The organism is Pseudomonas sp. FR229a (assembly GCF_030209115.1).
Taxonomy (GTDB): Bacteria; Pseudomonadota; Gammaproteobacteria; order Pseudomonadales; family Pseudomonadaceae; genus Aquipseudomonas; species Aquipseudomonas moraviensis_A.
The window spans coordinates 17,219-29,984 of the sequence record NZ_JARVSP010000008.1 but is presented as its reverse complement, the minus strand read 5'-3'; the positions used below and the strand labels follow the sequence as shown (position 1 = coordinate 29,984).

At 61.3% G+C, this 12,766-nt stretch carries 13 protein-coding genes; 4 read left to right on the top strand and 9 right to left on the bottom strand.

Annotated elements, in window-relative coordinates; all coding sequences use genetic code 11:
- Nucleotides 1-52 precede the first annotated feature (52 nt).
- Nucleotides 53-2,194 carry a catalase HPII gene (katE, locus tag QRN33_RS06740; RefSeq protein ID WP_285407678.1) on the bottom strand — a complete coding sequence of 714 codons (2,142 nt, stop codon included), beginning with the start codon at nucleotides 2,192-2,194 and terminating at the stop codon, nucleotides 53-55.
- Between the two features lie 262 nt (nucleotides 2,195-2,456).
- Here katE and QRN33_RS06735 point away from each other — a divergent pair, with 262 nt between their 5' ends.
- The 3 genes from QRN33_RS06735 (at nucleotide 2,457) to QRN33_RS06725 (ending at nucleotide 4,974) form a co-directional block, all read left to right on the top strand.
- The gene (locus tag QRN33_RS06735) at nucleotides 2,457-3,464 is read left to right on the top strand and encodes a methionine ABC transporter ATP-binding protein (RefSeq protein WP_016772338.1); all 1,008 of its coding nucleotides are present in this window, start codon (nucleotides 2,457-2,459) and stop codon (nucleotides 3,462-3,464) included.
- On the top strand, nucleotides 3,464-4,138 hold the full coding sequence (locus QRN33_RS06730; protein WP_016772337.1) for a methionine ABC transporter permease: 675 nt from the start codon (nucleotides 3,464-3,466) through the stop codon (nucleotides 4,136-4,138). The genes QRN33_RS06735 and QRN33_RS06730 overlap by 1 nt, the downstream gene beginning before the upstream one ends.
- A gap of 65 nt (nucleotides 4,139-4,203) precedes the next feature.
- The gene (locus QRN33_RS06725; RefSeq protein WP_042609011.1) at nucleotides 4,204-4,974 is read left to right on the top strand and encodes a MetQ/NlpA family ABC transporter substrate-binding protein; all 771 of its coding nucleotides are present in this window, start codon (nucleotides 4,204-4,206) and stop codon (nucleotides 4,972-4,974) included.
- Nucleotides 4,975-5,242: 268 nt separating this feature from the next.
- On the opposite strand, the gene QRN33_RS06720 is transcribed toward QRN33_RS06725, so the two are convergent.
- The 5 genes from QRN33_RS06720 to QRN33_RS06700 are packed head-to-tail and all read right to left on the bottom strand — an operon-like array spanning nucleotide 5,243 to nucleotide 9,151.
- Complete coding sequence (locus QRN33_RS06720; RefSeq protein ID WP_285407674.1) at nucleotides 5,243-5,878, bottom strand: SCO family protein; 636 nt, start codon at nucleotides 5,876-5,878, stop codon at nucleotides 5,243-5,245.
- Nucleotides 5,875-6,774, bottom strand: coding sequence for a heme o synthase (cyoE, locus tag QRN33_RS06715; RefSeq protein WP_285407672.1), 900 nt, complete (start codon nucleotides 6,772-6,774; stop codon nucleotides 5,875-5,877). The genes QRN33_RS06720 and cyoE overlap by 4 nt, the downstream gene beginning before the upstream one ends.
- Nucleotides 6,762-7,841, bottom strand: a complete 1,080-nt coding sequence (locus QRN33_RS06710) for a COX15/CtaA family protein (protein ID WP_042609008.1) — start codon at nucleotides 7,839-7,841, stop codon at nucleotides 6,762-6,764. Before QRN33_RS06710 ends, cyoE begins: the two co-directional genes overlap by 13 nt.
- A gap of 10 nt (nucleotides 7,842-7,851) precedes the next feature.
- Nucleotides 7,852-8,445, bottom strand: coding sequence for a PA_0111/PP_0108 family redox-active disulfide protein (locus QRN33_RS06705; RefSeq protein WP_116657655.1), 594 nt, complete (start codon nucleotides 8,443-8,445; stop codon nucleotides 7,852-7,854).
- Nucleotides 8,411-9,151, bottom strand: coding sequence for an SURF1 family protein (locus QRN33_RS06700; RefSeq protein ID WP_285407669.1), 741 nt, complete (start codon nucleotides 9,149-9,151; stop codon nucleotides 8,411-8,413). The genes QRN33_RS06705 and QRN33_RS06700 overlap by 35 nt, the downstream gene beginning before the upstream one ends.
- Nucleotides 9,152-9,221: 70 nt before the next feature.
- Here QRN33_RS06700 and QRN33_RS06695 point away from each other — a divergent pair, with 70 nt between their 5' ends.
- Nucleotides 9,222-9,425, top strand: a complete 204-nt coding sequence (locus QRN33_RS06695) for a twin transmembrane helix small protein (RefSeq protein ID WP_024015001.1) — start codon at nucleotides 9,222-9,224, stop codon at nucleotides 9,423-9,425.
- A 97-nt stretch (nucleotides 9,426-9,522) separates the two neighbouring features.
- Here the strand turns inward: QRN33_RS06695 and QRN33_RS06690 are convergent, their stop codons facing one another.
- The 3 genes from QRN33_RS06690 to ctaD all read right to left on the bottom strand — a co-directional run bounded on the left by QRN33_RS06690 (nucleotide 9,523) and on the right by ctaD (nucleotide 12,729).
- Nucleotides 9,523-10,410 (bottom strand): cytochrome c oxidase subunit 3, encoded by an 888-nt coding sequence (locus QRN33_RS06690; RefSeq protein WP_042609005.1) that lies wholly within the window; start codon nucleotides 10,408-10,410, stop codon nucleotides 9,523-9,525.
- Between the two features lie 25 nt (nucleotides 10,411-10,435).
- Nucleotides 10,436-10,987: a cytochrome c oxidase assembly protein gene (locus QRN33_RS06685; RefSeq protein ID WP_016772328.1), complete on the bottom strand. Its 552-nt coding sequence runs from the start codon at nucleotides 10,985-10,987 to the stop codon at nucleotides 10,436-10,438.
- A gap of 155 nt (nucleotides 10,988-11,142) precedes the next feature.
- Entirely contained in the window at nucleotides 11,143-12,729 is a 1,587-nt protein-coding gene (ctaD, locus tag QRN33_RS06680; RefSeq protein ID WP_042609004.1) for a cytochrome c oxidase subunit I, read from the bottom strand.
- Nucleotides 12,730-12,766 lie beyond the last annotated feature (37 nt).

The following is a 12,766-nucleotide window of genomic DNA, read 5'->3' as shown; positions in this document are numbered from 1 at the left end:
ATGGGATCGAGTACATCCTGTAGGAGCTGCCGAAGGCTGCGATCTTTTGCTTTTACGCTGGAATCGCCTTGGCCTTAGGCTCCCGCGCCCAGACTCGATGCTCGCCAATCGCGGCGAAGAACGGCTTGGTCAACGCGCCAACATCAGCGCCCTGCAACAACCCCGCATCCGCATCCAGCTTCAACAAGTCCTGCAATTGCTTGGCCTCGCCGTGCAGTGCGATCGCCTTCAGGTGCTTGTACGCTTCGAGCAGGTAATGCAGCGCCACACCGTCACCGCTCAACGCGGTAATCGACGCTGCGCCACCCGGTACGAACACCGCATCGAACGCAATTGAAGGCATGCCTTCCATCGACGCATCCACCGGCAATGCCTTGCCGTCAGTGGTCTTCACTGGCGCCGAGGTCGGGCCAAGTAGTTTCGCGTGGGCGCCTTCGGCTTCAAGTGCTTTCTTCATCGCATCGATGGCCGCAGCGTCAACACCGTTGGCAGCAAGGATCGCCACTTTGCGCGTCTTGATATTGCCCGGCAGCAGGTTGGCCTGGCTCAGCGCTGGCGACTGCTCAAGCGAGGTCTTGCGCACTTCGACCGTGCCTTTGGCTGGCGCCGGCAAACCGAGGTTCTCCGCCACGCGTTTGGCCAGGGTCAGGTCGATATTGGCGAGGATCTCGTTCACTTCACGGGCACGGATGAACTCACGCTCGACCTTGCCCAGCTCGAAGCTGTACGCGGCGATGATGTGCTCTTTCTCATGGTCGCTCATGCTGTTGAAGAACAGGCGCGCCTGAGAGAAGTGATCGCTGAACGACTCACTACGCTGACGGATCTTCGCGGCGTCGATGCGCTCTGGATAGCTCTCGAAACCACCGTCCTGTGCCGCCGGCGGGGTCTCTTTCGGCCAGCCGCCGTCGATCGAGTTCGGCTCGTAGGAAGCGCGGCCCTTGTCGATGGTGGTGCGATGTTGCGCGTCGCGCTGGCCGTTATGGAACGGCGCGACCGGACGGTTGATCGGCAGCTCATGGAAGTTCGGCCCGCCGAGCCGGCTGATCTGCGTGTCGGTGTAGGAAAACAGCCGACCTTGCAGCAGCGGGTCATTGGAGAAGTCGATACCCGGCACGATGTGACCTGGGCAGAAGGCGACCTGTTCGGTTTCCGCGAAGAAGTTGTCCGGGTTGCGATTCAGGGTCATTTTGCCCAGCGGGGTGATCGGCACGATTTCTTCGGGAATGATCTTGGTCGGGTCAAGGATGTCGAAGTCGAAGTCGTGTTCGTTCTCTTCTTCGACGATCTGCACGCCCAGTTCCCATTCCGGGTAGTCACCCATCTCGATCGCTTCCCACAGGTCGCGACGGTGGTAGTCGGTATCTTTCCCGGCGAGCTTCTGCGCCTCGTCCCACACCAGCGAACAGGTGCCGGCGGTTGGGCGCCAGTGGAATTTGACGAAGCGCGACTTACCCTCGGCATTGATCAGGCGGAAGGTGTGCACGCCGAAACCCTGCATGCTGCGCAGGCTTTTCGGGATGGCCCGGTCGGACATCGCCCAGATCACCATGTGCGCAGATTCCGGCACCAGCGAAACGAAGTCCCAGAACGTGTCGTGAGCCGAGCCGCCGGTGGGGATTTCGTTGTGCGGCTCGGGTTTCACCGCGTGCACGAAATCAGGAAACTTGATCGCGTCCTGAATGAAGAACACTGGCATGTTGTTGCCGACCAGGTCGAAGTTGCCCTCGTCGGTAAAGAACTTCACCGCAAAGCCACGCACGTCACGCACGGTGTCGCCGGAACCGCGTGGTCCCTGCACCGTGGAAAAGCGCACGAACACTGGCGTCTTCTTGCCCGGATCCTGTAGGAAACCAGCCTTGGTCAGCGCTGCATGGTTCTCGTAGGTCTGAAAGAAACCGTGGGCGCCGGTACCGCGTGCGTGGACGATGCGCTCCGGAATCCGCTCATGGTCAAAGTGCGTGATCTTTTCACGCATGATGAAGTCTTCCAGCAGCGAAGGCCCGCGTGGCCCGGCTTTGAGGGTGTTCTGGTTATCCGCGATCTTCACACCCTGGTTGGTGCGCAGGGCCTGACCGGTGGCGTCTGAACGGAACTCTTCCAGGCTGTCGAGCTTGGCGTTGGTGTTGGCGCGATCCGGGGTATCGGTCCCGGCCATTTCGCTTTTATCGGGTGCAGGCTTTTTGATGCTCATCAGACGTAAACTCCTCGTTTGGCCCCGGATGCCTTCCGCAGACCCTTGAGTGATTCCCGGGCACGGCACCCAGGGTTTCAAGTCGCTTAAGTAGTGACTGATGAGCGTTTCAGCCGTTCCGTTTATCTGACCTTTGATCGCGTTATTGCCAAATCGAAGGATAATTGCGAAATAAATGCTAAGAACCTCTATACGGACAGGCTAAAATGCGCGCCCGGCTAACCGCTGATCCTTTTCCAACGCGCCCCACAAGGTTCGCTACGTGATCGAGTTTCAAAACGTCCACAAGACTTACCGCGTCGCCGGTAAGGATATTCCCGCGCTGCACCCGACCAGTCTCGCCATCGAGAACGGCCAGGTGTTCGGCCTGATTGGCCATTCCGGTGCGGGCAAAAGTACCCTGCTGCGTCTGATCAATCGCCTGGAAGACTCCAGTGGCGGCAAGATCATCGTCGACGGCGAAGAAGTCACTGCACTGGACGCCAACGGCCTGCGCCGTTTCCGCCAGCAGGTCGGGATGATCTTCCAGCACTTCAACCTGCTCGCCTCCAAGACAGTCGCCGACAACGTTGCCTTGCCGCTGACCCTGGCCGGTGAGCTGTCGAGCAGTGAAATCAACCAACGCGTCGCCGAGTTGCTGGCGCGGGTCGGTCTGTCCGACCACGCGAAGAAGTACCCGGCGCAATTGTCCGGCGGCCAGAAACAGCGCGTCGGCATCGCCCGTGCGCTGGCGACCAAACCGAAGATCCTGCTGTGCGACGAGGCCACCAGCGCTCTCGACCCGCAGACCACCGCGTCGGTCCTGCAGCTGCTGGCGGAAATCAACCGCGAACTGAAACTGACCATCGTCCTGATCACCCACGAGATGGACGTGATCCGTCGCGTCTGCGACCAGGTCGCGGTGATGGACGCTGGCGTGATCGTCGAGCAGGGTCCGGTAGCCGATGTGTTCCTGCATCCGCAGCACCCGACCACCAAGCGTTTCGTCCAGGAAAGCGAGCAGATCGACGAGAGCGAACAGCGCGATGATTTCGCCCATGTACCTGGGCGCATCGTGCGCCTGACCTTCCAGGGCGAAGCGACCTACGCGCCGTTGCTCGGCACTGTCGCCCGGGAAACCGGCGTTGACTACAGCATCCTTGCCGGTCGCATCGACCGCATCAAAGACATTCCGTACGGGCAACTGACCCTCGCTGTCACCGGTGGCGACATGGAGGCGGCGTTTGCCCGCTTCACCGCCGCTGACGTTCACATGGAGGTGTTGCGCTAATGGCTGATCTGATGAGTTTCTTCGCCAATATCGACTGGTACGAAATCTGGCTGGCGACTGGCGACACCATGCTGATGCTCGGCGGTTCGCTGCTGTTCACCGTGCTGCTCGGCCTGCCGCTGGGCGTGCTGCTGTTTCTCTGCAGCCCGCGTCAGTTGCTGGAGAACCGTGGCCTCTACGCCGTGCTGTCGCTGGTGGTGAACATTTTGCGTTCGCTGCCGTTCATTATTCTGCTGATCGTGATGATCCCGTTCACCGTGCTGATCACCGGCACCTCGCTGGGTGTGGCCGGGGCGATCCCGCCGCTGGTGGTCGGCGCCACGCCGTTCTTCGCGCGTCTGGTGGAAACCGCGCTGCGCGAAGTCGATCGCGGCATCATCGAAGCGACCCAGTCGATGGGCGCGACCACCCGGCAGATCATCATGAACGCCTTGCTGCCGGAAGCCCGTCCAGGCATCTTCGCAGCGATTACGGTGACAGCGATTACACTGGTGTCCTACACGGCGATGGCCGGTGTGGTTGGCGCTGGTGGTCTGGGTGACCTGGCGATCCGTTTCGGCTACCAGCGTTTCCAGACCGACGTGATGATCGTCACCGTGGTGCTGCTGTTGATTCTGGTGCAGGTGCTGCAAATGGTCGGCGACCGTCTGGTCGTGCATTTCTCGCGCAAATAACTGGTTTCGATCATCTAGAGAGGCGCTGGCCAAGATGGCGGGCGCCCTGAACAGGAGTTAGCTGAATGAAAAAACTGATCGCTGCTTTCGCTGCCGTTGCTGCGTTCTCGGCCCACGCCGAAACCCTGACCGTCGCCGCCACCCCGGTGCCGCACGCGGAAATCCTTGAGTTCGTGAAGCCGGCCCTGGCCAAAGAAGGCGTGGATCTTAAGGTCAAGGTCTTCACCGACTACATTCAGCCGAACGTACAGGTTGCGGAAAAGCGCCTCGACGCCAACTTCTTCCAGCACCAGCCGTACCTTGATGAGTTCAACAAGGCCAAGGGCACTGATCTGGTCGCTGTGACCGGCGTGCACCTGGAACCGCTGGGTGCGTACTCGAGCAAGCTTAAAAAAATCGAAGAGCTGCCTAGCGGTGCGAACGTGGTAATCCCGAACGACGCCACCAACGGCGGCCGTGCACTGATGCTGCTGGCCAAGGCGGGCGTGATCACCCTGAAGGACCCGACCAATATCCTGTCGACCCTCAAGGACATCGCGACGAACCCGAAAGACCTGAAATTCCGTGAACTGGAAGCCGCAACCATTCCGCGTGTGCTGACCCAGGTCGATCTGGCACTGATCAACACCAACTATGCGCTGGAAGCCAAGCTCGACCCGTCCAAGGATGCGCTGGTGATCGAAGGCAACGACTCGCCGTACGTAAACATCCTCGTGTCCCGCCCGGACAACAAGGACAGCGACGCGATGAAGAAACTGGCTGCAGCCCTGCACAGCCCGGAAGTGAAGCAGTTCATTACCGAGAAGTACAAAGGCGCGGTATTGCCGGCGTTCTGATTCCGGTTGCTGCAATGAAAAAGGGGACGCCATGAGCGTCCCCTTTTTGTGTCTGTCGGTTGGCTTTTGACCTGCTGTGAAGCGGCCCCTCTCCCGAGGGAGAGGGGGCCGACCGAGGTGTCTTGCGTCATGCATCGATCTGAAAGATCGAATCGATTATGGATTCGGCACAGGACTTACAGGTTGGCGTATTTCTTCACCATCCCCCAATCAGTCCCCTCTCCCTCCGGGAGAGGGCTAGGGTGAGGGCCTCTTGGCTTTTAAGCTGTCACTTGCGCTTAAGCATCCCCGGCAGTTGCGCAACCAGTTTGGCGTTGTTCAACGGCGCCCGAATAAACCCGCGCTGCGTGCCGTCCGGGCCGATCACTGCCAGATTGCCGCTGTGGTCGACGGTGTAATTCGGCTTGCTGGTATCGGCCGGAATGAACGGAATGCTCACCGCATTCGCGACCTTCTGCAGCTCCTCGATCGACGTCGGCGTCAAGCCAATGAACTGCGGGTCGAAGTAGCCCAGATACTGCTTCAACTGTTTCGGCGTATCGCGGTTGGGGTCAACGCTGACCAGCACGATCTGCAACTTGTCCACAGCGTCTTTCGGCAATTCACTCTTGATCTGTCGCAGTTGTGCCAGCGTGGTCGGGCAGATGTCCGGGCAGAAGGTGTAGCCGAAGAACAACAGGCTCCACTTGCCTTTCAGCTCATCGATCGCAACCGGTTTGCCGTCCTGATCGGTCATGGTCACGTCCGGCAGGTTGCGGCTCTGCGGCAGCAGGATGATCCCGGCGTCGATCAGTGCCGTGGGGTCGCCCTGGCCTTTGCCGCTCAGCACCTTGTTGACGGTAAGTCCGAGGATCAACGCGATCACGGCGACGAGGATGAAGACGGTTTTCTGGGTTCGGGTCATAGGTTCAACAGTAAGTAGTGGTCTACGAGCAGGGCGATGAACAACAGGAACAAGTACCAGATAGAGTACTTGAAGGTGTTGATCGCCGCGTGCGGCCGACTGCCACGGTACAGCACCACGGCCCATTGCAGAAACCTCGCGCCCAGGGCCAGCGCGCAGACCAGATAGAGCACGCCGCTCATGTGAATCACGTAGGGCAGCAGACTCACCGCCAGCAGCGCAAAGGTGTACAGCAGAATGTGCACTTTGGTGTAGTGCTCGCCGTGAGTGACCGGCAGCATCGGAATATCCGCCTTGGCATATTCTTCCTTGCGATGAATCGCCAGCGCCCAGAAATGCGGCGGGGTCCAGGCGAAGATGATCAGCACCAGCAACAGCGGCTCGGCGCTGACATGGCCGGTGGCAGCGGTCCAGCCCAGCAGCGGCGGGGCTGCGCCAGCGAGGCCGCCGATGACGATGTTCTGCGGCGTCGCACGTTTGAGAAAACCGGTGTAGACCACCGCGTAACCGAGCAGCGAGGCGAGGGTCAGCCACGCGGTCAGCTGATTGGTGAAGGTCAGCAGCAGCGCCTGTCCGAGCAACGCTAGCACCAGGGCGAAGCTCAGCGCCGCCGCAGGCGAAACCCGGCCTTCGGCCAATGGCCGTTTATGCGTGCGCGCCATCACCGCATCGATACGCCGATCGACCACGTGATTGACCGCCGCCGCGCCGCCTGCGCACAGGGCAATCCCCAGATTGCCGAACACCAGCACCGTCCACGGCACCCCGGCGCGGGTGGCGAGGAACATGCCGACCAGTGAAGTGATCAGCATCAGCACCACGACTTTCGGTTTGGTCAGCTCCAGATAATCGCGCCACAGCGCTTGCGCCGGACGCTCGCCGATCAGACTCGCCATGGGGTTTCTCCTTTCAATGCGATGGGCGCGACGGCGGGTTTGTGCGCACTGAAGCGCCAGCGCGCGAGTACCGGTTGGGTCACCCGCAACAGGCTGGTGCGCGCGTGATAATTGACCAGCACCAGAGTCAGCAACAGCGCCGCACCGCCGGCGTTATGGGCGACGGCCACCGGCAGCGGCAGATGGAACAGCACGTTGCTGATGCCGAGGGTGATCTGCGCGGCGAGGGCGATCAGCACCAGCCCGGCCAGGCGCGTCATGCCGACCATCTTCAATTGCCAGGCCAGACCGAGCAGCACGACCGTCACCAGCAGAGCGCCGATGCGGTGGGTCAGGTGAATCGCCGTGCGCGCGTCGCTGTCCAGTTGGCCGCCGAGATAATTCGGACCGATGTGCTGGGTCAGGTGAAAACCGTTGGCGAAATCCGCCGGCGGCAGCCATTGGCCATGGCAGGTGGGGAAGTCGATGCACGCCACCGCTGCGTAATTGGAGCTGACCCAGCCGCCCAACGCGATCTGACCGATCACCAGCAACAGACCCGCCGTCGCCCAATATTGCAGGCGCTTGGGCACGGTCAGCGCCGGCAGCACGCCGGACAACCTCAGCGTCAGCAGAAACAGCAGACTCAACGTGGCGAAACCGCCGAGCAAATGCCCGGTGACCACTTGCGGCCAGAGCTTGAGCGTCACCGTCCACATGCCGAACGCCGCCTGGGCGATGACGACTGCCAGCAGAAACAGCGGCAACTTTACCGGTTGCCCCGGATCGCGACGATTGACCCACGCGCGCCCGGCCAGCACTGAAATGAGCAAACCGAGGGTGCCGGCGAAGTAGCGGTGGATCATCTCGTTCCAGCCCTTGTGCGCCTCCACCGGCGCATCAGGGAAATGCAGTTCGGCATGGGCCAGTTGCGCCTCGCTTTTCGGCACGCTGATAAACCCGTAGCAGCCCGGCCAGTCCGGGCAGCCGAGGCCGGCGTGGGTCAGGCGGGTGTAGGCACCGAGCAGCACCACAACCAGTGCCAGCAGGGTGGCAAACAGCGCGAGGCGAAATCCAGGTTTGGCCATGACGATGCCCTTATCCGATGTTCGACAGTTTCAGCAGATGACGCAGGTCGTTGAGCAGATCCTTGCCCTTCACATTCGGCTCGTAACGCAATACCAGATTGCCGTGGGGGTCGACGATCCACAGCTGCGGCACGGCTTTGTCGCCGGTGGTCCTGGCAAACACCCCGGCATCCAGTGGGTAACGCTGCAGTTGCGGGTATTCACGGTCGAGCTTGGCGGCGTAGTCGGTGCTCAAAGGTTGCGCGGCGGCGAGGGCGTGGCTGGCGCGCCCGGCTTCGCGGCCGAGGCTGATCTGGATCTGCCGCGCCAGATACACCAGTTGCTGGCAATCGACAGCGCAGTCCTTCGGCGCCGTGACCAGAATCTGCCAGCGCTGCTCATCGGCCTGCACGCCAAGGTCGGCGCGGGTCTGGCCGTTGCCGATCAGTTCGCCGTGGTAGCTGCGCCCTTCCGGCACCCAGAACTGCAATTTGTACATGCCGGTGGCGAGGAGCATCGGCCCGACCACACCGAGCACAATCAACAGCAACTGAATGCGCCCGCGCCGGCGGCTGGGGGCAGGTTTGGCCTCAGACATGCTGAGTGGATTCATGGCGCTTCCCATGGCGTTTCTCCTTTGCGTTGTGCCAGCCCAAATAGAGATAGAGACCGAGCAACGCCGTGGCCATGGCGAACCATTGCACGGCATAGCCGAGGTGTTTTTCCGGGCCCATCGCGACCACCGGCCAGTCCGTTTGATAGCTGGCCGGGCCGGGTTCGGCGCGCAGCTCAAAGGCGAAACCGTCGCGCTCCAGGGATTGCCACAATTTGCTCGGCTCGACGGCAGTGATGGTTCGCGGCCAGACACTGCTGACCGGATCGGCGTGCAACTGGAACGTCGCGCCGGGAGCGACATAAACCCAGGCATCGAGCGTCAGTGTCTCGGCCGGTGTCGTGAATTGCGGCGGCACGCGCCGATCGGGCCATGGCAGCCAGCCGCGATTGACCAGCAGCCACAGGCCGCTGCGCTGATCCTGAAACGGTTGCAGCAACTCGACGCCGACCTTGCCGCCACGCTGGCGGTTGTCGAGCAACAGGCTGTGAGCGGCATCGAACTGACCGTGCAGGCGCACGCGGCGATAAGCCGGGTCGGCGCTGCCGAGCAATTCACTGCTGGCCATCGGTTCGCCTACCCGACGTTCGGCGTAACTGGCGAGCAGCGCAGTTTTCTCCGCGCCCCGGCCCAGTTGCCAGAAGCCCAGCGCAACCATCAGCGGCAGCAACAGTGCCACCACGACAGTGGGAATCACGCCCGGGCGAAAGTGCTTCATGGCCGCGCCATAAAGTCAGTCATCGCGATCGCTATACTCAAGTGCATCGCCTGTCCCCCGGAGTCTTGCCATGTTCAAAGCAGCGATCGTCCTGATGCTGATTGCCACGGTCGTCAGCCTGTTCAGCGGCCTGTTTTTCCTGGTCAAGGACGACAGCAGCTCCAATCGCCTGGTCATCGCCCTGAGTGTTCGGGTGGCACTGGCCGTGGTCACCGTCGGCCTGATGGCCTGGGGTTTCTACAGCGGCCAGTTGGTGTCCCACGTGCCGTGGTAGACGCGAGCGGCAAGCTTCAAGCGGCAAGCTACAAGTTAGAGGCCATCCCGCTTTGACTTGAAGCTTGCAGCTTGCCGCTTGAAGCTTGCAGCTGCTGTCAAAGCACATAAACGAAGAAGAACAGGCCGATCCAGACCACGTCGACGAAGTGCCAATACCAGCTCGCCGCTTCAAAGCCGAACTGGTGCTCGTTATCGAAATGGCCCTTCATGATCCGCATCAGCATCACGAACAGAATGATCGTGCCGATGGTCACGTGGGCGCCGTGGAAGCCGGTGAGCATGAAGAACGTCGCGCCGTAGATGCCCGAGCCGAGGGTCAGCCCCAGCTCCTTGTAGGCGTGGATGTATTCCTCGGCCTGGAAACCGAGGAACGCGATGCCCAGCAGCACGGTAATCGCCAGCCACAGTTTCAGCGCGCCGCGATGGCCTTTCTTCAGCGCATGGTGGGCGATGGTGATGGTCACGCTGGAGCTGACCAGCAGGATCGTGTTGAGCAGCGGCAGGCCCCACGGGCTGATGACGTCCTTGGGCGGCGGGAACAGTTTCGGGTCTGGCGTGTGCAGCAGCGGCCAGACGAATTCGAAGTTCGGCCAGAGCATGTGCGCGATGCCTTTCGGCCCTTCACCGCCCAGCGCCGGCCCGGATACGTGGCGCACGTAGAACAGCGCGCCGAAGAAGGCGACGAAGAACATCACTTCGGAAAAGATGAACCAGCTCATGCCCCAGCGGAACGAGCGATCCAGTTGTGGGCTGTACAACCCTGCGCGACTTTCCTTGATCACCGCACCGAACCAGCCGAACAGCATGTACGCCAGCAGCAGGCCGCCGACGAAAAAGATCAGCGGGCCGTGGGATTCCGGACGCGCGGCCTTCAGATCGTTGAACCAGGTGGCGAGGCCGTACACGGTGACGAACATCCCGACCGTGGCGACGATCGGCCATTTGCTCTGGGCCGGGACGTAATAATGCTCATGAGTTGCCATTTATTGTTCTCCTTATCGGCCACGCTCAACCGCCAGTGTTAACAGCCACCGGAGGATGTCGGGCGGTGATATCGAACAGCGTGTAGGACAGCGTCAGGTGCTTCACTTCCTTGGGCATGTCGCGGTCAACGATGAAACGCACGGGCATCTCGATCTGTTCACCGGGCTGCAGCACCTGCTGGGTAAAACAAAAGCATTCGGTCTTGTGGAAAAACGCCGCCGCATTGCTCGGCGCGATGCTGGGCACCGCTTGCGCACTCATCGGTTTGTCGGTGGGATTGCGCGCGATGAATACCATCTCGTTGACCGCGCCGGGATTGGCGGTCAGCTCGTCATGTTTTGGGTAAAAGTCCCAGGGCATGTCGGCGGTGTTGGTTGAGAGAAACTGCACGCGCACCTGGCGCGACGTGTCGACTACTTGCTCGCCCGCGTACTGGCCGCCGGTCTTGCCGTTGATGCCGAAGGCTTTGCACATCACGTCGTAGATCGGCACCAGCGCGAAACCGAAGACGAACATCGCCACTACCACCAGCAGCAGGCGAGTGACGAGTTTCTTCAGCGAGATCGAGTCAGCCATGGTTCATGCCTCCTCCGAAACTGCGAGCAAGCTTTTGTGGCGAGGGAGCTTGCTCCCGCTTGGGTGCGCAGCGCCCACAGAATCTTTGGGGCTGCTGCGCAACCCAGCGGGAGCAAGCTCCCTCGCCACAGGGGATGTGGTAGCAGAAGCGCGTTTCATTTCACTTCCGGCGGTGTGGTGAAGGTGTGATACGGCGCCGGTGACGGCACGCTCCACTCCAGCCCTTCGGCGCCATCCCACGGTTTGGCCGGGGCCGGTTCGCCGCCACGGATGGTCTTGATGACGATGAACAGGAAAAAGATCTGCGTAGCGCCGAACATGAACGCGCCGATCGACGAGACCATGTTGAAGTCGGCGAACTGCAGGTTGTAGTCCGGAATCCGTCGCGGCATCCCGGCCAGCCCGACGAAGTGCATCGGGAAGAAGGTCAGGTTCATGCCGACGAACGACAGCCAGAAATGCAGCTTGCCGAGGGTTTCGTCGTACATGTGTCCGGTCCATTTCGGCAGCCAGTAATAGGCCGAGGCGAAGATGCCGAAGATCGCCCCGGGCACCAGCACATAGTGGAAGTGCGCGACCACGAAGTAGGTGTCCTGATACTGGAAGTCCGCCGGGGCGATCGCCAGCATCAGCCCGGAGAATCCGCCGATCGAGAACAGGATGACGAACGCCACGGCAAACAGCATCGGTGTCTCGAAGGTCATCGAGCCTTGCCACATGGTGCTCGCCCAGTTGAAGACTTTCACCCCGGTCGGCACGGCGATCAGCATGGTCGCGTACATGAAGAACAACTCGCCCACCAGCGGAATGCCGACCACGAACATGTGGTGCGCCCAGACGATGAACGACAGGAACGCGATGCTCGCCGTGGCGTAGACCATCGAGGTGTAGCCGAACAGCGGCTTGCGCGCGAAGGTCGGGATGATCTGGCTGACCGCGCCGAACGCCGGCAGGATCATGATGTACACCTCGGGGTGGCCGAAGAACCAGAACACATGCTGGAACAGCACCGGGTCACCACCGCCGGCAGCACTGAAGAAACTGGTGCCGAAATGGATGTCCATCAACATCATCGTCACGCAGCCGGCCAGCACCGGCATCACTGCGATCAGCAGAAACGCGGTGATCAGCCAGGTCCAGACGAACAGCGGCATTTTCATCAGGGTCATGCCGGGTGCGCGCAGGTTGAGGATGGTTGCGACCACGTTGATCGCGCCCATGATCGAACTGATCCCCATCAGGTGGATGGCGAAGATGAAGAACGTCACGCTCTCGGGTGCATAGGTCGTCGACAGCGGCGCGTAGAAGGTCCAGCCGAAATTCGGCCCGCCACCGGGGGTGAACAGCGTCGAGACCAGCAGCAGAAACGCCGCCGGCAACAGCCAGAAGCTGAAGTTGTTCATCCGCGGCAGGGCCATGTCCGGCGCGCCGACCATCAGCGGGATCATCCAGTTGGCGAGGCCGACGAACGCCGGCATCACCGCACCGAACACCATGACCAAGCCGTGCATGGTGGTCATTTGGTTGAAGAATTCCGGCTGCACGATCTGCAGGCCGGGCTGGAACAGCTCGGCGCGAATGACCATGGCGAATGAGCCGCCGAGCAGGAACATGCAGAAGGCAAACCACAGGTACAGCGTGCCGATGTCCTTGTGGTTGGTGGTCAGCACCCAGCGCATCAGGCCTTTGGCGGGGCCGTGGGCGTGGTCGGCGTGACCGTGGTCATCGATGACAGCGCTCATGGCCGGTCTCCTTCACGAAAGTGCACGGGGCAGGCCG